Origin of the sequence: Serratia sp. FS14, from assembly GCF_000695995.1 — a bacterium.
GTDB classification, from domain to species: Bacteria; Pseudomonadota; Gammaproteobacteria; order Enterobacterales; family Enterobacteriaceae; genus Serratia; species Serratia nematodiphila.
The window spans coordinates 2,587,128-2,607,862 of record NZ_CP005927.1; the positions used below are offsets into that span (position 1 = coordinate 2,587,128).

The 20,735-nt window shown below is 57.7% G+C and carries 16 protein-coding genes and 1 pseudogene; 8 read left to right on the forward strand and 9 right to left on the reverse strand.

What is annotated here, in order from left to right; genetic code table 11:
- Positions 1 to 88: 88 nt before the first annotated feature.
- On the forward strand, positions 89 to 910 hold the full coding sequence (locus L085_RS11770; protein WP_015378559.1) for a helix-turn-helix transcriptional regulator: 822 nt from the start codon (positions 89 to 91) through the stop codon (positions 908 to 910).
- Positions 911 to 1,141: 231 nt separating this feature from the next.
- Entirely contained in the window at positions 1,142 to 1,294 is a 153-nt protein-coding gene (locus L085_RS11775; protein ID WP_004935921.1) for a Hok/Gef family protein, read from the forward strand.
- A gap of 59 nt (positions 1,295 to 1,353) precedes the next feature.
- Here the strand turns inward: L085_RS11775 and yfaE are convergent, their stop codons facing one another.
- The 4 genes from yfaE to ubiG all read right to left on the reverse strand — a co-directional run bounded on the left by yfaE (position 1,354) and on the right by ubiG (position 6,268).
- Positions 1,354 to 1,614 carry a class I ribonucleotide reductase maintenance protein YfaE gene (gene yfaE, locus L085_RS11780; protein WP_019453695.1) on the reverse strand — a complete coding sequence of 87 codons (261 nt, stop codon included), beginning with the start codon at positions 1,612 to 1,614 and terminating at the stop codon, positions 1,354 to 1,356.
- Positions 1,615 to 1,617: 3 nt separating this feature from the next.
- Positions 1,618 to 2,748, reverse strand: coding sequence for a class Ia ribonucleoside-diphosphate reductase subunit beta (gene nrdB / locus L085_RS11785; RefSeq protein ID WP_004935915.1), 1,131 nt, complete (start codon positions 2,746 to 2,748; stop codon positions 1,618 to 1,620).
- A 67-nt stretch (positions 2,749 to 2,815) separates the two neighbouring features.
- Positions 2,816 to 5,104: a class 1a ribonucleoside-diphosphate reductase subunit alpha gene (nrdA, locus tag L085_RS11790; RefSeq protein WP_004935912.1), complete on the reverse strand. Its 2,289-nt coding sequence runs from the start codon at positions 5,102 to 5,104 to the stop codon at positions 2,816 to 2,818.
- Positions 5,105 to 5,542: 438 nt separating this feature from the next.
- Positions 5,543 to 6,268: a bifunctional 2-polyprenyl-6-hydroxyphenol methylase/3-demethylubiquinol 3-O-methyltransferase UbiG gene (gene ubiG, locus L085_RS11795; protein WP_044032019.1), complete on the reverse strand. Its 726-nt coding sequence runs from the start codon at positions 6,266 to 6,268 to the stop codon at positions 5,543 to 5,545.
- 212 nt (positions 6,269 to 6,480) lie between these two features.
- Between ubiG and gyrA the strand changes: the two genes are divergently transcribed.
- Positions 6,481 to 9,123 (forward strand): DNA topoisomerase (ATP-hydrolyzing) subunit A, encoded by a 2,643-nt coding sequence (gene gyrA, locus L085_RS11800; RefSeq protein ID WP_004935906.1) that lies wholly within the window; start codon positions 6,481 to 6,483, stop codon positions 9,121 to 9,123.
- A gap of 166 nt (positions 9,124 to 9,289) precedes the next feature.
- The gene (gene rcsC / locus L085_RS11805; protein ID WP_044030809.1) at positions 9,290 to 12,151 is read left to right on the forward strand and encodes a two-component system sensor histidine kinase RcsC; all 2,862 of its coding nucleotides are present in this window, start codon (positions 9,290 to 9,292) and stop codon (positions 12,149 to 12,151) included.
- Positions 12,152 to 12,212: 61 nt separating this feature from the next.
- Here the strand turns inward: rcsC and rcsB are convergent.
- The 4 genes and pseudogenes from rcsB to L085_RS11825 form a co-directional block, all read right to left on the reverse strand.
- Positions 12,213 to 12,863: pseudogene (gene rcsB, locus L085_RS11810) on the reverse strand (response regulator transcription factor RcsB).
- Positions 12,856 to 15,558 (reverse strand): phosphotransferase RcsD, encoded by a 2,703-nt coding sequence (gene rcsD / locus L085_RS11815; protein WP_044030810.1) that lies wholly within the window; start codon positions 15,556 to 15,558, stop codon positions 12,856 to 12,858. Before rcsD ends, rcsB begins: the two are co-directional and overlap by 8 nt.
- A 20-nt stretch (positions 15,559 to 15,578) precedes the next feature.
- Entirely contained in the window at positions 15,579 to 16,733 is a 1,155-nt protein-coding gene (locus L085_RS11820) for an MFS transporter (protein ID WP_044030811.1), read from the reverse strand.
- A gap of 54 nt (positions 16,734 to 16,787) precedes the next feature.
- Positions 16,788 to 17,195, reverse strand: a complete 408-nt coding sequence (locus L085_RS11825; protein WP_015378553.1) for a DUF4186 domain-containing protein — start codon at positions 17,193 to 17,195, stop codon at positions 16,788 to 16,790.
- A gap of 279 nt (positions 17,196 to 17,474) precedes the next feature.
- Between L085_RS11825 and L085_RS25315 the strand changes: the two genes are divergently transcribed.
- The 3 genes from L085_RS25315 (at position 17,475) to L085_RS11835 (ending at position 19,589) form a co-directional block, all read left to right on the forward strand.
- Positions 17,475 to 17,729, forward strand: coding sequence for a hypothetical protein (locus L085_RS25315; RefSeq protein WP_144240686.1), 255 nt, complete (start codon positions 17,475 to 17,477; stop codon positions 17,727 to 17,729).
- A gap of 160 nt (positions 17,730 to 17,889) precedes the next feature.
- Positions 17,890 to 19,020 (forward strand): porin OmpC, encoded by a 1,131-nt coding sequence (gene ompC, locus L085_RS11830; protein ID WP_031300730.1) that lies wholly within the window; start codon positions 17,890 to 17,892, stop codon positions 19,018 to 19,020.
- A gap of 152 nt (positions 19,021 to 19,172) precedes the next feature.
- Positions 19,173 to 19,589 (forward strand): VOC family protein, encoded by a 417-nt coding sequence (locus L085_RS11835; protein WP_021505936.1) that lies wholly within the window; start codon positions 19,173 to 19,175, stop codon positions 19,587 to 19,589.
- Here L085_RS11835 and L085_RS11840 read toward each other — a convergent pair.
- Entirely contained in the window at positions 19,583 to 20,161 is a 579-nt protein-coding gene (locus L085_RS11840) for a TetR/AcrR family transcriptional regulator (protein ID WP_044030812.1), read from the reverse strand. The genes L085_RS11835 and L085_RS11840 overlap by 7 nt on opposite strands.
- A gap of 105 nt (positions 20,162 to 20,266) precedes the next feature.
- Between L085_RS11840 and L085_RS11845 the strand changes: the two genes are divergently transcribed.
- Positions 20,267 to 20,734, forward strand: a complete 468-nt coding sequence (locus L085_RS11845; RefSeq protein ID WP_004935882.1) for a nuclear transport factor 2 family protein — start codon at positions 20,267 to 20,269, stop codon at positions 20,732 to 20,734.
- Position 20,735: the final 1 nt, after the last annotated feature.

Genomic DNA, 20,735 nt, shown 5'->3' on the forward strand with positions numbered 1-20,735 from the left:
GATCGCGGCCGGAAGCATTTCATTATGTCGGCGCAGGAAAAGGTTGGTATAACGGTATCTGGACTAAAAATAGTGATTAGTGGCCAATATGGATGCAAACCTTCATGCCCTCGACGCTGACTGCAGCGAATGGTCGGCGGGCCCCTGGCTGATCGCCCTTGGCGGCCGCGATGCGGCAGGCCGGGAGTATCGGTTGGGCACGCGAGAATACGACTGGCATCAGCATGTGCGCGGGCAGTTGCTGTGCGTCGAAAGCGGCTTGTTGCATGTACGCACGGCGCAGGGCGATTGGGTGCTGCCGCCTCAGCGGGCGGGTTGGATCCCGCCGGCGACGGAGCACCGGGTACAGGTCTGCGGCGCGCTGAGCGGCTGGAGTTTGCTGCTGGCGCCGGAGGCCTGCCACGAGCTGTCGAATACACCTTGCGTTATCGGCATCAGCGCCGTGCTGCAGGCGCTGGCTCAGCGTGCGGAAGGCTGGGATAAACGCTGCGCGCTTACCCTGGAGCAGGATCGTATGGCGCAGGTGATGCGGGATGAGATACGTCAGGCGCCGACGGAGCCGCTGTATTTACCGATGTCGTCCCATCCGCGCCTGGCCGGCGTTCTGCAGGCCTTGCTGGCGCAACCGGGGAGCGAACGTTCACTGGAGGCGTGGGCTGAATGGGGAGCGATGTCGCCGCGTACCCTGCGGCGGCTGATGATCGGCGAGACGGGGTTGAGTTTTGCCCAGTGGCGTCAGCAGGCCCGGTTGTCATATGCGTTGGCGAAGCTGGCCGAAGGCGAAACGGTGCTGCAGATTGCGGAGGCGCTGGGGTATGCCTCGCCGAGCAATTTTATCGCCATGTTTCGTAAAGCCTTCGGCGATTCCCCGGCGCGTTATTTTTCCACATCGGCGGGAAAGGGGCGCTAAGCGAAATACTTTGAGGATAGTTATATATCCCTTATTAATCATAATCTTATAGTGGATATTCGCGGTGAGGGAATGCGGTTACTCTCTTGACGGGTGCTTGAGACTGTTCGTCTTGGGCATTGTGTGACAAGGCGGATAGATGAAAGCCCCAGACTGACTCTCAATCAGAATGGGGCTGCACATACCGCCTAGACACCGGTATGGTAGCCCCTTCACAGCAAGGAGGCAAGCATGCGCTTAAGGCATGTGTTTCACTCGCTAACCGTTGTATGTATTACGGTTTTGTTATTTATCTGGATGATAAGAGACTCGCTGTGCGAGCTGAAAATCTACCAGGAAAATATCACTATCCTGATCAGGTTGGCGTGTGAGGTGAAGCGGTAATCATAGGGCGGGGGCAACCCCGCCTTCTGGTCTCCAGGCGCGGTTTCCGGCACCCGACGTTAAATTTCCAGCTCGATATCCGTCAGCGGCATGCAGCAGCAGGGCAGGATCTCGCCGGCGTTGATAAACGCCAGCGGCTGTTGGCGGTAGGCCACTTCGCCTTTCACCAGCTTCAGGCGGCAGGCGCCGCAATAGCCGGAGCGGCATTGGTACTCCACCTGCACGTCGTGCAGTTCCAGCACGTCGAGCAGGCAGTTTTCACTGTTAGGGCAAGAGAGCTGCGTGCCGGCGGCGCGCAGCGTTACGGTTGGCGTCGCCATCGCTTACAGTTCGAAGTCGCTCAGGTCGTCGGCGTTGATCTCCGAGTCGATCTGGCCAACCAGGTAGGAGCTCACTTCCACTTCCTGCGGCGCTACCTGCACGTTGTCGGACACCAACCAGGCGTTGATCCACGGGATCGGGTTGGAGCGGGTTTCGAACGGCAGACCAAGGCCGACCGCCTGCATGCGGATATTGGTGATGTATTCCACATACTGGCACAGGATGTCTTTGTTCAGGCCAATCATCGAGCCGTCGCGGAACAGGTATTCCGCCCACTCTTTCTCCTGCTGGGCGGCCAGCACGAACAGATCGTAGCACTCTTGCTGGCACTCCTCGGCGATCTCTGCCATTTCAGGATCGTCCGCGCCTGAACGCATCAGGTTCAGCATGTGCTGGGTGCCGGTCAGGTGCAGCGCTTCGTCGCGGGCGATCAGCTTGATGATCTTGGCGTTGCCTTCCATCAATTCGCGCTCGGCGAACGCGAAGGAGCAGGCAAAGCTGACGTAGAAACGGATCGCTTCCAGCGCGTTCACGCTCATCAGGCACAGGTACAACTGCTTCTTCAGCGCACGCAGATTGACGGTGACGGTTTTACCGTTCACCTGGTGGGTGCCTTCACCCAGCAGGTGATAGTAGCTGGTCATCTCGATCAGATCGTCGTAGTAGCCGGAAATGTCTTTCGCGCGCTTCTTGATCTCTTCGTTGGTGACGATGTCGTCGAACACCAGCGCCGGATCGTTGACGATGTTGCGGATGATGTGGGTGTAGGAACGGGAGTGGATGGTCTCGGAGAACGACCAGGTTTCCACCCAGGTTTCCAGTTCAGGGATCGAGATCAGCGGCAGCAGAGCGACGTTCGGGCTGCGGCCCTGAATGGAGTCCAGCAGGGTCTGATACTTCAGGTTGCTGATGAAGATGTGCTTCTCGTGCTCCGGCAGCGCCTGATAATCGATGCGATCGCGAGAGACGTCAACCTCTTCCGGGCGCCAGAAGAAGGAGAGCTGTTTTTCGATCAGTTTTTCGAAGATTTCATGCTTTTGCTGGTCGAAACGCGCAACGTTTACCGACTGGCCGAAGAACATCGGCTCTTGCAGCTGGTCGTTTTTGGTCTGAGAAAAAGTGGTGTAAGCCATAAGCCTGAATCCATCGTAACGTGGCTAAATGAAGGGGCCGGAAAATTCCGGCCCGCTAGGTCAAACTTTAGATCTTGCAGGCGCCGCTTTCGCAGTCATCATCGCCGGCCTTGGCAGGCTGCAAATCTTCCTGGGCGTCTTCCGCGCCGTCGCGGGTGTTTTGGTAGTACAGCGTTTTCACGCCGAACTTGTAGGTGGTGAGCAGGTCTTTCAACAGCTGCTTCATCGGCACCTTGCCGCCCGGGAAGCGGGTCGGATCGTAGTTGGTGTTGGCCGAAATCGACTGGTCGATGAATTTCTGCATCAGCCCCACCAGCTGCAGATAGCCGTCGTTGCTCGGCATTTCCCACAGCAGCTCGTAGTTGTCTTTCAGACGCTCATACTCCGGCACCACCTGGCGCAGGATGCCGTCTTTCGACGCCTTGATGCTGATGTGGCCGCGCGGCGGCTCGATGCCGTTGGTGGCGTTGGAAATCTGCGAAGAGGTTTCCGACGGCATCAGGGCGGACAGCGTCGAGTTGCGCAGACCGGTTTCCTGGATCTCTTTACGCAGGGTTTCCCAGTCGTAGTGCAGCGGTTCGTTGCAGATCGCATCCAGGTCTTTCTTGTAGGTGTCGATCGGCAGGATACCCTGCGAATAGGTGGTTTCTTTGAACCACGGGCAAGCGCCTTGTTCCTGAGCCAGGCGGTTGGAGGCTTTCAGCAGGTAGTACTGAATGGCTTCGAACGTTTTGTGGGTCAGGTTGTTGGCGCTGCCATCGGAGTAGCGCACGCCGTTCTTCGCCAGGTAATAGGCGAAGTTGATCACGCCAATGCCCAGGGTGCGACGCCCCATCGCGCCACGGTGCGCGGCCTTGATCGGATAATCCTGATAATCCAGCAGGGCGTCGAGTGAACGCACCGCCAGGGTCGCCAGCTCTTCCAGATCGTCCAGGCTGTCGATCGCGCCCAGGTTGAAGGCGGACAGGGTGCACAGCGCAATTTCGCCGTTCTCGTCGTTGACGTCTTCCAGCGGCTTGGTCGGCAGGGCGATTTCCAGGCACAGGTTGGACTGACGCACCGGCGCGATCTGCGGATCGAACGGGCTGTGGGTGTTGCAGTGGTCGACGTTCTGGATGTAGATGCGGCCGGTAGAAGCGCGTTCTTGCATCATCAGCGAGAACAGCTCAACCGCTTTCACGCGCTTCTGGCGAATGCTGTCGTCTTTCTCGTACTGGGTGTACAGGCGCTCGAATTCGTCCTGATCGGCGAAGAATGCGTCATACAGCCCCGGCACGTCGGACGGGCTGAACAAGGTGATGTCTTCGCCTTTGATCAGGCGCTGGTACATCAGACGGTTCAACTGCACGCCGTAGTCCATGTGGCGCACGCGGTTGCCTTCAACGCCGCGGTTGTTTTTCAGCACCAGCAGGCTTTCCACTTCCAGGTGCCACATCGGGTAGAACAGCGTTGCCGCGCCACCGCGCACGCCGCCCTGCGAGCAGGATTTGACGGCGGTCTGGAAGTGTTTGTAGAACGGAATGCAGCCGGTATGGAAAGCTTCCCCGCCACGGATCGGGCTGCCCAGCGCGCGGATGCGACCGGCGTTGATGCCGATGCCGGCGCGTTGCGAAACGTATTTCACAATGGCGCTGGAGGTGGCGTTGATGGAGTCCAGGCTGTCGCCGCACTCGATCAGCACGCAGGAGCTGAACTGGCGGGTTGGGGTGCGCACGCCGGACATGATCGGCGTAGGCAGCGAAATCTTGAAGGTGGAAATCGCGTCGTAGAAACGTTTGACGTAGTCCAGGCGAGTTTCACGCGGGTAGTTGGAGAACAGGCACGCGGACACCAGCATGTACAGGAACTGGGCGCTTTCGTAGATCTCGCCGCTGACGCGGTTCTGCACCAGATACTTGCCTTCCAGCTGCTTGACGGCGGCATAAGAGAAGTTCATGTCGCGCCAGTGATCGATAAAGGAGTCCATCTGCTCGAACTCTTCAGCGCTGTAGTCTTCCAGCAGATGTTTATCGTATTTGCCCATCTCGACCATGCGCGTCACGTGAGCGTGCAGCTTCGGCGGCTCGAACTGGCCGTAAGCCTTTTTGCGCAGGTGGAAGATCGCCAGGCGAGCGGCCAGGTACTGATAGTCCGGCGCATCGCGGGAGATCAGATCGGCAGCGGCTTTGATGATGGTTTCGTGAATGTCGGCGGTTTTGATGCCGTCATAAAACTGAATGTGGGAACGCAACTCTACTTGAGAAACCGAGACGTTGTGCAATCCTTCTGCGGCCCAATCGATGACCCGGTGGATTTTGTCGAGGTTGATGCGCTCTTTACGGCCATCGCGTTTAGTTACAAGCAGACTTTGGTTCATGTGGTGTTTTACCTGTCCGTATGGTGCCCCTAAGCAGAAGTGTAGTCGCTCTGCTCAGTATGTAAACACTATATATAGGGGTTGTATGTCGGTGAGGTAACAAGATAGTGAGAAAAAACGGCGTTTGCAAGTGAACAAAACCGGCCTAATTTGTGGATAACTTGGGGGTGAAATGTAACTTGCCGTTCGCAGTGCGCGCCGTGACTGGCGCGACAAGCTTGTCAATAAGCGAGATCAGATTTTACTGAAAAACTGAAAAAACCGATCGTTTGGCGCTTTATTAAACGTTAGAAAAAAACGGCATATTGATCTGATTTAATATTCTAAAAAACTGTCTACAACCACGATTTTGATCGAAGTCGCGGAAATTAGGTATTTTTCCTAACACCGCGTTGGCGCCGAACCCCGATAACGCAGGGCCGGCGCGGTTTACAGCGCTCAGCCTTCGTGCTGGGTGTGCACCATGTAGTTCACGTCAACGTTGCGCCCAAGCTTGAAATGATCGGTGATCGGGTTGTAATGCAGGCCGATCATGTGCTTTTCGCGCAGCGGCGTGCCGTCGACCCAGCCGATCAGTTCGGAAGGGCGAATAAACTTCTTATGATCGTGGGTGCCCTGCGGCACCATCTTCAGCACGTACTCCGCGCCGATCACCGCCATCAGCCAGGCTTTGGTGTTGCGGTTGATGGTGGAGAAGAACACGTGGCCGCCCGGTTTCACCAGTTGGGCGCAGGCGCGCACCACCGAGGCCGGATCGGGCACGTGCTCCAGCATCTCCATGCAGGTGACCACGTCGTAGCGCTGCGGGTTGACCTGAGCGTGGCTTTCCACCGTCTCCTGCACATAGGTGACGTCCATGCCGCTTTCCAGCGCGTGCAGCCGGGCGACCTGCAGCGGCTCCGCGCCCATGTCCAGCCCGGTTACCTTGGCGCCTTCGCGCGCCATGCTCTCCGCCAGAATGCCGCCGCCGCAGCCCACGTCGAGCACCTGCTTGTCAAAAATGCCGCCGGCGCGCTGCATGATGTAGTTCAGGCGCAGCGGGTTGATGCGGTGCAGCGGTTTGAACTCGCCTTCCAGATCCCACCAGCGGGAGGCGACGGCCTCGAACTTGGCGATTTCCTGGTGGTCAACGTTTTGCACTCGGCTGGATGATTCTGCGTTCATGGGCTTGTCTGGCTCCTTGTTCTCGTTGCGCGGATTATACATGTTCCGGCGCGGCATCGTCTGTGCCGATGCGTTTTTAGCGCACTTATCTGCACAATTTCCGTGAAACAGCGGCGGTTATTTTCCCGTAAAGCGTGCTTTGTGATATAGTTTTACACCTTTGCCACTATGGCAGCGGGCAGATGAATCATTAGTAGAGGGATAGCAGCTCCATGAGCGACCTTGCCAGAGAAATCACACCGGTAAACATCGAAGACGAGTTGAAAAACTCGTATCTGGACTATGCGATGTCCGTTATTGTCGGACGTGCGCTGCCAGATGTTCGTGATGGACTGAAGCCGGTTCACCGCCGCGTTCTGTACGCGATGAGCGTATTGGGTAACGACTGGAATAAACCATACAAGAAATCGGCCCGTGTCGTCGGGGACGTGATCGGTAAATATCACCCGCACGGTGACAGCGCGGTTTACGACACTATCGTGCGTATGGCTCAGCCGTTTTCACTGCGCTACATGCTGGTGGACGGCCAGGGTAACTTCGGTTCCGTCGACGGCGACTCCGCGGCGGCGATGCGTTATACCGAAGTGCGCATGTCCAAGATTGCTCACGAACTGTTGGCGGATCTGGAAAAAGAAACCGTCGACTTCGTGCCTAACTATGATGGCACCGAGCAGATCCCGGCCGTCATGCCGACCAAGATCCCGAACCTGCTGGTCAACGGCTCGTCGGGCATCGCCGTGGGCATGGCCACCAATATTCCGCCGCACAACCTGGCGGAAGTCGTCAACGGCTGCCTGGCCTATATCGACGATGAAAACATCAGCATCGAAGGGCTGATGGAACACATCCCGGGGCCGGACTTCCCGACGGCGGCGATCATCAACGGCCGCCGCGGCATTGAAGAGGCCTACCGCACCGGGCGCGGGAAAGTCTACCTGCGCGCGCGCGCGGAAGTGGAAGCCGACGCCAAGACCGGGCGCGAAACCATCATCGTTCACGAGATCCCGTATCAGGTGAACAAGGCGCGTCTGATCGAAAAGATCGCCGAGCTGGTGAAAGAAAAACGCGTGGAAGGCATCAGCGCGCTGCGCGACGAGTCCGATAAAGACGGCATGCGCATCGTGATCGAAGTCAAACGCGACGCGGTCGGCGAAGTGGTGCTGAACAACCTGTATGCGCTGACGCAGTTGCAGGTCACCTTCGGCATCAACATGGTCGCGCTGCATCAGGGGCAGCCTAAGCTGCTGAACCTGAAAGACATCCTCGAAGCCTTCGTGCGCCACCGCCGCGAAGTGGTCACCCGCCGCACCATCTTCGAACTGCGCAAGGCCCGCGACCGCGCCCATATTCTGGAAGCGCTGGCTATCGCGCTGGCCAACATCGACCCGATTATCGAGCTGATTCGCCGTGCGCCGACCCCGGCGGAAGCGAAAGTCGCGCTGGTGGCGCAGCCGTGGGATCTGGGCAACGTCAGCGCCATGCTGGAACGCGCCGGTGACGACGCCGCTCGCCCTGAGTGGCTGGAGCCGGAGTTCGGCATCCGCGACGGCAAATACTACCTGACCGAGCAGCAGGCTCAGGCGATTCTGGATCTGCGCCTGCAGAAACTGACCGGCCTGGAGCACGAGAAGCTGCTGGACGAATATAAAGAACTGCTCAACTTTATCGCCGAGCTGATCTTTATTCTGGAAAGCCCAGAGCGCCTGATGGAAGTGATCCGCGAAGAGCTGGTGGCGGTCAAAGAGCTGTACAACGACGGCCGTCGCACCGAGATCACCGCCAATACTTCCGACATCAACATCGAAGACCTGATCAACCAGGAAGACGTGGTGGTGACCCTGTCTCACCAGGGTTACGTGAAGTATCAGCCGCTGTCCGACTATGAAGCGCAGCGCCGCGGCGGCAAAGGCAAGTCCGCCGCGCGTATTAAAGAAGAAGACTTTATCGATCGCCTGCTGGTGGCCAACACCCACGATACGATCCTGTGCTTCTCCAGCCGTGGCCGCCTGTATTGGATGAAGGTGTACCAACTGCCTGAAGCCAGCCGCGGCGCACGCGGTCGCCCGATCGTCAACCTGCTGCCGCTGGAAGCCGATGAGCGTATCACCGCCATTCTGCCGGTGCGCGAGTATGAAGAAGGGCGCCACGTGTTCATGGCCACCGCCAGCGGTACCGTGAAGAAAACCGCGCTGACCGAGTTCAGCCGTCCGCGCAGCGCCGGCATCATCGCCGTCAACCTCAACGAGGGCGACGAGCTGATCGGCGTCGATCTGACCGACGGCAGCAACGAAGTGATGCTGTTCTCCGCCAACGGTAAAGTGGTGCGCTTCCCGGAAACGCAGGTGCGTTCGATGGGCCGTACCGCGACCGGCGTGCGCGGCATCAACCTCGGCGAAGGCGACAGCGTGATCTCACTGATCGTGCCGCGCGGCGAGGGCGACATCCTGACCGTGACGCAAAACGGCTTCGGTAAACGCACCGCGGTGACCGAGTATCCGACCAAATCGCGCGCCACTCAGGGGGTTATCTCCATCAAGGTGAGCGAGCGTAACGGCCAGGTGGTCGGCGCCGTACAGGTGGAAACCAGCGACCAGATCATGATGATCACCGATGCCGGCACGCTGGTGCGTACCCGCGTTTCGGAAGTCAGCGTGGTGGGCCGTAACACCCAGGGCGTGACGCTGATCCGCACGGCGGAAGACGAAAACGTCGTCGGTCTGCAGCGCGTGGCCGAGCCGGTGGAAGACGAAGAGCTGGACAGCCTGGAACCGGGCGCGGAAGCGGTGGAAGAAGACACCACGCCGCTGGACGATGGCGACGACGCGGCTGAGCCGATGGACGACGACAACGTTTAAGCAAGGTGAGGGCGTCGGCATGCCGACACCGTAATGCACTGAGACAAAAGGGCCTGGCAGCGATGCTAGGCCCTTTTTCAGTTATATGGTTTAATTGGCGCACCGAGCCGCCGGCCGCTGCGCCGGCGACAACGCGCGCCGCCACTGACTTTCGTATGGTATCCGATTGAAATATTTAGCCTCTTTTCGAACTACGCTGAAGATATCCCGCTATCTGTTCCGGGTGCTGGCGATTTTGCTGTGGTCGTTGGGGGCGCTGCTCACCACCTTTTATATTCTGAATATCCTGCATCAGAAAGAATCGGACATCCGCCAGGAGTACAACCTCAATTTCGATCAGGCGCAGGGCTATATCCGCCATTCTGCCGACATCATACGCGACATCAAGTACATGGCGGAAAACCGCCTCAACGGTTCGGTCAGCGGCATGGACATGTTCAGCGGCGTGATCCCCGGCAAGGGCAGCCCACCGCAATTCTACCCGCTGTATCCGGAGTCTAACTGCGCCCTGAGCGCCACTTACCGCAGTTCACTCGATTCGCTGAGCGGCCTGATCCAGTATTGGAAAGAGAACTTCGTGGCGGCCTACGATCTCAACCGGGTGTTCTTCATCGGCGGCGACAGCCTGTGTCTGGCGGAATTCGGCGGCGGCAACGCGGTCGCCAACCGGGAAAACATGCTGAAGTTGCTGCACGAGCGCATTCTGAAATACCGCAACGCCAAGAATCTGGACAAAGACAACAACCTGTATTGGATTAGCCCCAGCGCGCAGCGGCCTGATATCGGTTATCTGTATGTGCTGACGCCTCTCTATATCGGCAACAAGCTGGAGGCGCTGCTGGGCATCGAGCAAACTGTCCGGCTGGAAGATTTCGTCACCGCCGGCAACCTGCCGATCGGCGTCACGCTGCTGGATGAAAACAACGATCCGATACTGCGCCTGGCGGATGGCGATCGCTATGCCGCTGCGCTCAACAGCTACCCCGAAGAGCATGCTTACTTCGGTTATGTCGACAGCTACCGCGATCTGATCCTGAAAAAAGCGCTGCCGCCTTCATCGCTGAGCATCGTTTATGCGCTGCCGGTGAAAAGCGTGGTGGAACGCTTCAAGATGCTGATCCTCAACGCGCTGTTGCTGAACCTGTTATCGGCTATCGTGCTGTTCACGCTGGCGTGGCTGTTTGAGCGCAAGATGTTCTTGCCGGCGGAGGAGAACGCCTTCCGTCTGGAAGAACACGAGCAGTTCAACCGCAAGATTGTCGCCTCGGCACCGGTGGGCATCTGCATCCTGCGTATCAGCGACGGCACCAATATCCTGAGTAACGAACTGGCGCACAACTACATCAACCTGTTGACCCACGAAGATCGCGATCGCATTACGCGCATCATTTGCGAACAGCAGGCGAATTTCGTCGATGTGATGACCAGCAACAATAACAACCTGCAGATCAGCTTTGTCCACTCGCGCTACCGCAACGAAGAAGTGGCGATCTGCGTACTGGTGGACGTCAGCGCACGCGTGAAGATGGAAGAGTCGCTGCAGGAGATGGCGGCGGCGGCGGAGCAGGCCAGCCAGTCCAAATCGATGTTCCTGGCCACCGTCAGCCATGAGTTGCGCACGCCGCTGTACGGCATTATCGGCAACCTCGATTTGCTGCAGACCAAGGCGCTGCCGCAAGGGGTCGATCGGCTGGTCAACGCGATGAATAACTCTTCCGGCCTGCTGCTGAAAATCATCAGCGATATTCTCGATTTCTCCAAAATCGAGTCCGAGCAGCTGAAGATCGAACCGCGCGAGTTCTCCTGCCTGGAGGTGATCACCCATATCGCCGGCAACTATTTGCCGCTGGTGGTGAAGAAACGTCTGGGGCTGTACTGCTTTATCGAACAGAACGTGCCGGAGCGCATTTTCGGCGATCCGGTGCGGCTGCAGCAGGTGCTGTCCAACCTGGTGAACAACGCCATCAAGTTCACCGATACCGGCTGTATTGTGCTGCAGGTCTGCACCCGCGGCAGTTACCTGGAGTTCAGCGTGCGCGATACCGGCGTCGGTATCCCGGAGAAGGAAATCTCGCGCCTGTTCGATCCGTTCTTCCAGGTGGGAACCGGCGTGCAGCGCCACTTCCAGGGAACCGGTTTGGGGCTGGCGATCTGCGAGAAGTTGGTCAACCTGATGGACGGCGACGTCTCCGTCGAGTCCGAACCGGGGTTGGGCAGCTTGTTCAGCATTCGCATTCCATTGTTTAACGCCCAGTTCCCGATCCCGCAGGCCAGCGATACCTGGCAGGGCCGGCGGCTGTGGCTGGATATCCGCAATCAGCGCCTGGAAAGTTACCTGATGGCGATTCTGGGCGGCTACGGCGCCGATATCCAGCGCTATGACGGGCAGGATACCTCCGCCGGCGAGGTGATGCTCAGCGATTACCCGCTGATGCTGAACACGCCGCTGCTGGCTCAGATCCAGTTCTCGACCGAACATATCGGCCCGTCGCTGGAAACCCGGCCAGGCTATTGGATGCACAGCACCTCTACGCCGCGTGAAACGCTGGCCTTGATCAACCGATTGTTCGGCGTCGGCAACGGCGCGGCAGAGGCGCTGGTGCAGTTGCCGGTGCCCGCCAAGGCCAGCGCAGCGGACAACGGCGATATTCATCTGCTGGTGGTCGACGATCATCCGATCAACCGTCGCCTGCTTTCCGATCAGCTGGGGTCGCTGGGGTATCAGGTGGTGACCGCCAACGACGGCGTCGACGCGCTCGGCGTGCTGAAACAGCACCACGTCGATATTGTGTTGACCGACGTCAATATGCCGAACATGGACGGCTATCGCCTGACGCAGGCGCTGCGGGAGATGCAGTTCAGCGCGCCGGTGATCGGCGTGACGGCGAACGCGTTGGCGGAAGAGAAGCAGCGCTGCCTCGAGGCGGGCATGGATAATTGCCTGTCGAAACCGGTTACGCTGGAGACGCTGGAGCAGACATTGGCTTATTACAGCCAGCAGGTACGCTACAACCGCAGCGAGGCCTGAAAAGCAAACAGGCACGGCGGATGCCGTGCCTGTTTGGCGTTAACCTGCCGTGAGGCGGGCTTTAGTCTTTGTCCAACGGCGTCATGCTAACGGACGAAAGGTAGTTGAGCAGGGCGATGTCGTTTTCGACGCCCAGCTTCATCATCGCCGATTTCTTCTGACTGCTGATGGTTTTGATGCTGCGGTTGAGTTTCTTGGCGATTTCGGTCACCAGGAAACCTTCGGCGAACAGACGCAGCACTTCGCTCTATTTCGGCGACAGGCGTTTGTCGCCATAGCCGCTGGCGCTGATCTTCTCCAGCAGTTTGGAGACGCTTTCCGGCGTGAACTTCTTGCCTTTCTGCAGGGCGGCCAGCGCCTTCGGCAGATCGGTCGGCGCGCCTTGTTTCAGCACGATGCCTTCGATATCCAGATCCAATACCGCGCTCAGGATCGCCGGGTTGTTGTTCATGGTCAGCACGATGATCGACAACTGCGGATAATGACGCTTGATGTATTTAATCAGCGTGATGCCGTCGCCATATTTGTCACCCGGCATCGACAGATCGGTGATCAGCACGTTGGCGTCCAGCTTGGACAGATTGTTGATCAGTGCGGTTGAGTCTTCGAACTCCCCAACGACATTCACCCATTCAATTTGCTCAAGTGACTTCCGGATGCCAAACAGTACGATAGGATGGTCATCAGCAATAATTACGTTCAGGTTATTCATGTTGTTGGCTACCTTGCTTCAGCAGTCTGCTGACGAAAAAATCAATCTGACTGATGTTATTCTCGATCTCGGGCGCATCACCTTCTGCGATGCGCTGTTCTAACGATTCGCACAGCTGCTTGCCGGGAAGCAGATTTAACATGGCAAACACGCCTTTCAGGCGGTGTGCGGTTTGTGACAGCGCATTGAAATCACTGCTGCCCGCCTCAGTATACAGTTTTTTGACATCGTCGGGTACTGTATCGACAAACAGCCCATAGTAATCACTTGATTTCAATTGTTTTTCATAGAGTTGGATATCTTCTGAGCTCAATGAAAGCGGGCTTTCTTCCTGTTCCAGCGCGGCCATTTGCTGTTCGATCAGCATCAGCACGGCGTCGATTAATGCGCCGTTCAGATTATAGTTCACCCGAATGTAGCGTTTATCCAGCGCTTGCCAGCCCGGCTCATCGGTCGCCAGCAACAGGGTGTAATCATCGGCGCGCTGCGGGTTATCGGTCAGCAGCACGTCATAATCGCGGTTGACCGCGCGATCTTCGGCGACGAGGCAGTCGGCGCCGTAAGCCTGCAGCAGACGGGTCACGATGCCGCGCACTTCATCCGACGTGACGTCCAGCAAGGCGGTGACGCCGTCGAGCAGCTTTTCCTGCTCCTGCGGCTCTTTTTTCTCCATCTCCATGGCGACGCGGATGGTGTAGCGAGTGCCGATATCCACCTTGCTGCGAATGTCCAACTGGCCGTTAAGCTTCTTGCACAGCTGATTGCACAGGAAGAAAGTGAGGCCGGAACCGTGGTTGAAGCGGTCCACCAGCGTCTGGCTGAGGAACGGATAGTTAAGGTTGCTGATCTCTTCGTTGGAGATGCCGGAGCCGGTGTCGTTGATTTGGAAAATCAGGCGGTCAGGGTGCTCGGGCTCATGGTCGATAACCAGAGAAACCTTGCCGCAGGCGGTGGTGATAATGGCGTAATGCACCAGCAGCGAGATCACCTTGCGCAGCGCGTTGGCGTCGCCGATATAGTTCTGCTCGACGTCCAGCTGGAAATGCTTGAACAGCGCCAGCCCCTTCTGATTAAGGGCAGGCAGGGCCTCAAGCAGCAACTCGTCGATCATCGCCGTCGGGTTGAACGGTTCGCGCGTGGGTTGCCAGTCCTGGGTTTCCAGCCGGGTCAGCAGGGTGATGTTATCGATCAACTCCAGCACCGAAGCCGACGCCGCCGTCAGCTGGCCCAGCAGCGCCTGCTGTTGTTCCTCATCCGGCCGGCTGTGCAGACGGTCGACCAGATCGTGCATCTGGCGCACCGGCTGATTCAGTTCGATGCCCAGGTTGTGCAACATCAGTTTGCGCGCCTGCACGTTCTTGTCGTATTCGCGCCGCGCCTGCTGCAGCCGCTTGTTCACCATCACCTCTTTATCCTGATCGTGCATCAGGAACAGGTAGGTGTCCGGCGACAGCTGGCTGCGGAAAATGCGGATTTCATACACCTCGTTGTTGACCGTCGCCTGGATCACACCGTGATGCTGTTCGGCCATATGGGCGATCTTTTGCAGGCTGAGGTGCGGCAGCAGGTGCTCGGCGATTTTGTTGCTGGCGATCACCGTATTGTTGGCGAAGCTGTAGACCAGCAGGCCGGAGGGCAGGCTGGAGACGATCTCCTGATTCAGCGCGCGCTCGGCCTCCAGCTCTACCGCCATGTTTTCGCTCGGGCGAATGTACTGGCGGCGGATAAAGTAGATGCTCAGCATCGACAGCGCCAGCAGCAGCAAGTTGACTGCGATCAGCCAAATGTTGTTGCGCAGCAGATCGATGGCCAGATTGATGGCCGAAACGCGATACATCACCTTCAGCGGCGCATTGGGCAGAGCGGCGCTGAACTCCACCCAGCCGCCGCTCATCGTCGCATGGGTACCGAGGACGGTTTCCGCCGGGATGGCGCTATCGTCGAGATCGACATCGTCCGGCAGCAGCAGGAAATTGGCGCGGGCCAGATTGGCCGGAATGATGTCGTTGATTGGCAAATCGAAGGCGATCACCGTCGCCAGATGCCCCGGCTGATTGAAAGTGGTGCGAATCGAGAACGAATAGGCGTTCTGGAAGCGCTGCTTGCGCAGGTCGGAAAAGCTCTCGCGTTCGTCGAGCATATTGGCCTGTTGCAGCATCTCGGCGCGGCGTTCGTCCGCCGAGGTGGTCAGGTAGCTTTCCCGAAAGCGCGAAGCCAGCTCTTTGAGCGGCTGGGTGGTGATCAGGCTGAGGCTATTGTCCTGACCATTGAGGTAATACATGGCGTAGTTCTCGGTCTTGGCGCCCCAGCGGGTGTCCAGGTAGTCCGAGATGCTGGCGATCATCGCCAGCGTGTTTTCGTCATGGCTGCCGAAGATCACCGCGTCGGTTTTCTTGTGCGGTTTCTCGACATAATAGACATCGGGCCGCAGGCGGGTTTCCTGCAAACCGGGATCGACATTCTGCGCCGGCGCATTGCCGAATTTGTCATAGACCTGATAGGTCATATAGCGGTAGGCATCGATACGCTTTTGCAGCGAACCGGCGATGCTGTTCAGCGTGTACTTCTTTTCCGCCAGCCAGGCGTTGGTGTAGTTGTAGCCATACAGGCCGATGCCGATCGTCAGCAGCACGATAAACAGCAGGAAGCAGCGGGTAATGTTGCTGGAGCTTATGGTCAATTGTTTATTTTGCATAGTGGCTGCGCATTCCTGAATCAGCGAGTGACGGCCCTGGCGCTGGCGGCCACCGCCAACAGCAGAGCGGCTACGCAAGCGAAGGCCACCGTCAGGCTGGAAAACTGAGCGATGAAGCCGATCAGCGCCGGGCCGGCCAGAATACCGGCATAGCCGACGGTGGTGACGGAAGCGATCGCCAAGTTGGCCGGCATGTCGCGCTGGTTGCCTGCGGCGCTGAACAGGATCGGCACGACGTTCGAGGCGCCCAGGCCGACCAGCATGAAACCGACCAGCGAAACGGTAGCGTGATTGAAGGCGATGGCCAGGCTCAGGCCGAGAGCGGCACACAGGCTGCCCAGCAGCAACACCCGGTAGCGGCCCAGCGAGTTAACCACCCGATCGCCATTGAGCCGGCCGAGCGTCATGGTGATGGAAAACAGCGCATAGCCCAGACCGGCCTGGCTGTGTTCGACGCCGCGCAATGTGGTGAGAAACAGCGCGCTCCAGTCGAGCATCGATCCTTCCGCCAAAAACATGATAAAGCACAAAATGCCGATGAACATCACCCAGCCGCGCGGCAAGACGAACATCGGCCCGCCGTCATCGGCGCCGCTCTCACGCAGCAGATGGCGGCTGGCCAGCGTCAGCAGCGCGATCACCGCCAGCACGGTGAGCAGGGTGGATTGCAGCGGCGTCAGCCCCAGCCCCAGCAGCGCGCTGACGCCGCCGGCGCCGGCAATGCCGCCGATGCTGAAGAAACCGTGAAAACCGGACATCATCGCCTTGCCGCTGGCGCGTTCGACGATCACCGCCTGCACGTTCATCGCTACGTCGATCATGCCGATCGCCGCGCCGAACAGCAGCAGCGCCGCGGCCATGCCGCCGAGGGAGTCCATCAGCGCCAACAGCGGCAGATCGATGCATAACCCGAGCCCGGCCATCAGGATCACCGCACGGCAACCCAGTTTGCCGGTCAGGAAACCGGTCAGCGGCATCGCCAACATGGAGCCGGCGCCGATACAGAGCAGCAACAGGCCGAGCGAGCCGTCATCGATACCGATGCGCGCTTTGGCGAAGGGGACCAGCGGCGCCCAGGCGGCCATGCCGAGACCGGCGACGAAAAAGGCCAGACGGGTGGCGATCTGTTGAGGAACGCCGGGCGTTTGCTGTTCATTGCACAAGGTGGCTGTCATGTAAGCGTCAGGATCTTGGGTCAAAAGAATGGTGAAAGTTACTGACAGTTTTTATCACAATCCGCGATCCGGGTCGAAAATATTCGTGCCTGACACATCCCTGGCACCGCCTCTGCGCACCAGCCACAGCGCGATAGCCTGGACAATATAGTCCTTTTGCTGTTCGTCCAGTGCGACGCCCTGCGGTATGCCGTGCCACTTTTCCAGACAGCCGCGGCAGCAGGTGGCAGTGGCGTGCTGGGCGACGAACACCGGGTGGCCACGCATCGGGGTTTGCTTGCCGTCGTTTTTAGGGTGGGCGGCGGCCAGGCGGCGGTCGATAAAATCGCGGGCATGGCTGAGGATCAGCGGCAATCCCTTACCCTCGAGATAAGTCTGGTCCTTGGCATTTAAACGGAAGCGAGCGCGGAAGGGGGAACTTTGCAGCCGCCGCCACAGCACGTCGGGTTGAAAGGGCATCATGAATTTTACTCGCTGAAGGTGCGCTTTTTTCAGATTACCAGAACTGAATCTCTGCGGCTAATTGTGCCTGCGGCGGGAAATAATCGATGAGATAAAGCACGAAATGAAAAGCAAGTTCAATTTGTAGGCTAAAATAAGGAAAAAGATTAGCAATTAGTGCGAAAGTAAATTAATGAAACTATATCATTGGGTTATTTATTTGCGTGCTATTTGTACGGGCTGAAATTGTGAGGAGAGTAGGGAGGAAAATAAAAAACCGGCCAGAAGCCGGTTAAAGGAATGCAGAAATTATCTTCGGATAATGAAGGTAATAATGAAAATAATGATGATAGCGAGGTGATTATAGCGGCTGCGCGTGGTTCGCGTTTTGGCACAATGTGCTTATTGTCTCGCTCAATTGTATGGTTGGCTTTTTTTCTTAAAGATATGTATAACTACATGATTTTTTATCAGTTAGTCTATTTTTTATCTTTAAGTGCTTTATTTTGTTTGTCGGTAATGTTTTGTGAAAGTTCGCGCGTATTTACATTTTGAAACCTTTATTAATTACAATGAAACACTATCGGATACTTGGTATCATTTTCTTTCTGGATTAATATAACCCTTGTTACCAGAATGGTAATGCACAGTCGTGCTAATAATGCTCGAAAAGGGCAGTGGCCGTAGCTCGACATAATTAACGAGGATAATAACGATGAAACTTCGAGTACTCTCTCTGATGGTACCCGCACTGCTGGTTGCAGGCACAGCAGGCGCGGCGGAAATCTACAACAAAGACGGTAATAAACTGGATTTGTACGGTAAAGTAAACGGGCTTCACTATTTCTCCAGCAACAACGGCGTGGACGGCGATCAGTCTTATATGCGTTTTGGCCTGCGTGGCGAAACGCAAATCAGCGATCAGCTGACCGGTTACGGCCAGTGGGAATATCAGGCGAACCTGAACCACGCTGAAAGCCAGGACAACAAGAACTTCACTCGTTACGGCTTCGCCGGTCTGAAATTCGGCGACTACGGCTCCTTCGACTACGGCCGTAACACCGGCGTGCTGTACGACGTCGCGGCGTATACCGACTTGCAGCCTGAGTTCGACGGTATGACCTACGGCGCCGACCAGTTCATGTTCCAGCGTTCCAGCGGCCTGGCGACCTACCGTAACAATGATTTCTTCGGTCTGGTTGACGGCCTGAACTTCGCCCTGCAGTACCAGGGTAAAAACGGCAACGGCGAAGAGACCAACAATGGTCGTGACGTTCTGGGCCAAAACGGCGAAGGCTACGGCATGTCCATGAGCTATGACATGGGCTACGGCATCAGCGCCGCGGGCGCCTTCTTCAACTCTCGCCGCACCAGCGAGCAGAACGGCGGTAACGGTCACCAGAACATCATGGGCCGCGGCGATAAGGCGGAAGGCTACTCCGGCGGTCTGAAATATGACGCCAACGATGTCTACCTGGCGGTGATGTTCACCCAGTCCTACAACGCGGCGCGTTTCGGCAGCTCCGACAGCAGCGTTTACGGCTACGCCAATAAGGCGCAGAGCTTCGAAGCCTATGCGCACTACCAGTTCGACTTCGGTCTGCGTCCGTTCGTCGGCTATAACCAGACCAAAGGTAAAGACCTGGGCCGCGCCGGCAACGGCAAGGACTACGGCGATCAAGATCTGGTCAAATTCGTCGACCTGGGTGCGACCTACTTCTTCAATAAAAACATGTCTACCTATGTTGATTACAAAATCAACCTGGTGGACAACAACGACTTCACCGACGCTGCCGGCATCAACACCGACAACGTGGTTGCCGTGGGCCTGGTTTACCAGTTCTAAGCACCAGCGTGTGAATCACACAGCGCGGCCTTCGGGCCGCGTTTTTTTTGCTGGTAAAAAGCACGGATTGATCCGTTGTCGGCTCGGGAAGCGCTTCGGCTCGCCTCCGTTCGACCTACGCTGTCAGAACGGAAAACAGAGCGGAGGCTATTATGGAACTCAAGATCGACAGGGTGATAGAAACGGTGCTGTACGTCAGCGATATTGAACGCGCGGACGCGTTTTACCAGGAGGTGCTGAAGCTGCCGACGATGGCCGCCAACGAACGGTTTCGCGCCTACAACGTCGGCGATCGGAGCGTACTGTTGTTGTTTATCGAAGGTGATTCGCTGCGCGGGGCGCACTACCCGACCGGGTTTATTCCTGCGCACGATGGCGTGGGGCCGGCGCATATCGGGCTGGCGGTGGCGAAAGAGCAGTTGCCGCACTGGGAACGGCATCTGGTGGCCAACGGCGTGGAGATTGAGGGGCGGATGCGCTGGGAACACGGCGGGGAGAGCATTTATTTTCGCGATCCCGACGCCCATCTGTTGGAACTGGTGACGCCGGGCATTTGGGCCAATTACTGATCGAACCCGCCTTGCGCCAACATGTCCAACGCGGCATTCAGCACCTGCAGCGCGGCCTGCGGTTGCCGCTCTATCTGCACTCTGACGATGGCGCCGTCGATCAGCATCGCCAGCATTGCCGCCCGCTGTTCCCGCTGTGGGCCGGCGGGCAGGTGACGCGCCAGTTCATCCGCCATTTGCCGTTTATGCCGGCCGGCGATTTGCAGGCTTTCCGGCAGCAGATCGGCGATTTCCACCGCCGTATTGATAAACGCGCAGCCGCGAAAGCGCGGATCGTCGAACCATTCCGCCAGGCAGGGCGCCAGCGCCGACAGCAACCCGCCGCTCTGTGCCACATGGCGATCCAGCGCTGTGCTGAACCAGGTGAGCCACTGCTGGTGGCGATAGGCCAAAAACGCCGTAATCAAATCGTTCTTGCTGGGAAAGTGGCGATAAAACGTCACCTTAGTGACGCCTGATTCCTTGATGATGCGATCGATGCCGGTGGCGCGGATCCCTTCCTGATAAAACAGATCGTGGGCCGTCAACAGGATGCGCTGGTGGGCGGGTAAGGTATTGCGATCGGCGGTCATCATTTTCTCCCAGGCTATTTTCGAGTGATTGTAGACAACTCTGTCTACATGCGCTAGCGTAATAATGTAGAGAGAGTTGTCTACATTATTACGCAGGAGATGATCATGAGCATTAAACCCCCATTGCCGCCTTTCACCCGTGAATCGGCCAGCGAAAAAGTGCGGTTGGCGGAGGATGCCTGGAACAGCCGCGATCCTGAGCGGGTGTCGCAGGTCTATTCTCTCGATACCCATTGGCGTAATCGCGCAGAGTTTGTCGACGGCCGCGCGGCGGTGGTCGCATTTTTGCAACGCAAGTGGGCGAAAGAGCTGGAGTATCGGCTGATTAAGGAACTGTGGGCGTTTGACGGCGCGCGCATCGCGGTGCGTTTCGCCTATGAGTGGCGCGATGATTCCGGCAACTGGTATCGCAGCTTTGGCAATGAAAACTGGGAGTTTAATCAGGATGGATTGATGATTAACCGCCATGCCTGCATCAACGACATGCCGATTCGCGAACAGGATCGGCGTTTTCATTGGCCGCTCGGTCGGCGCCCGGACGATGTCCCGGCGCTGAGCGATTTCGGTTTCTGAT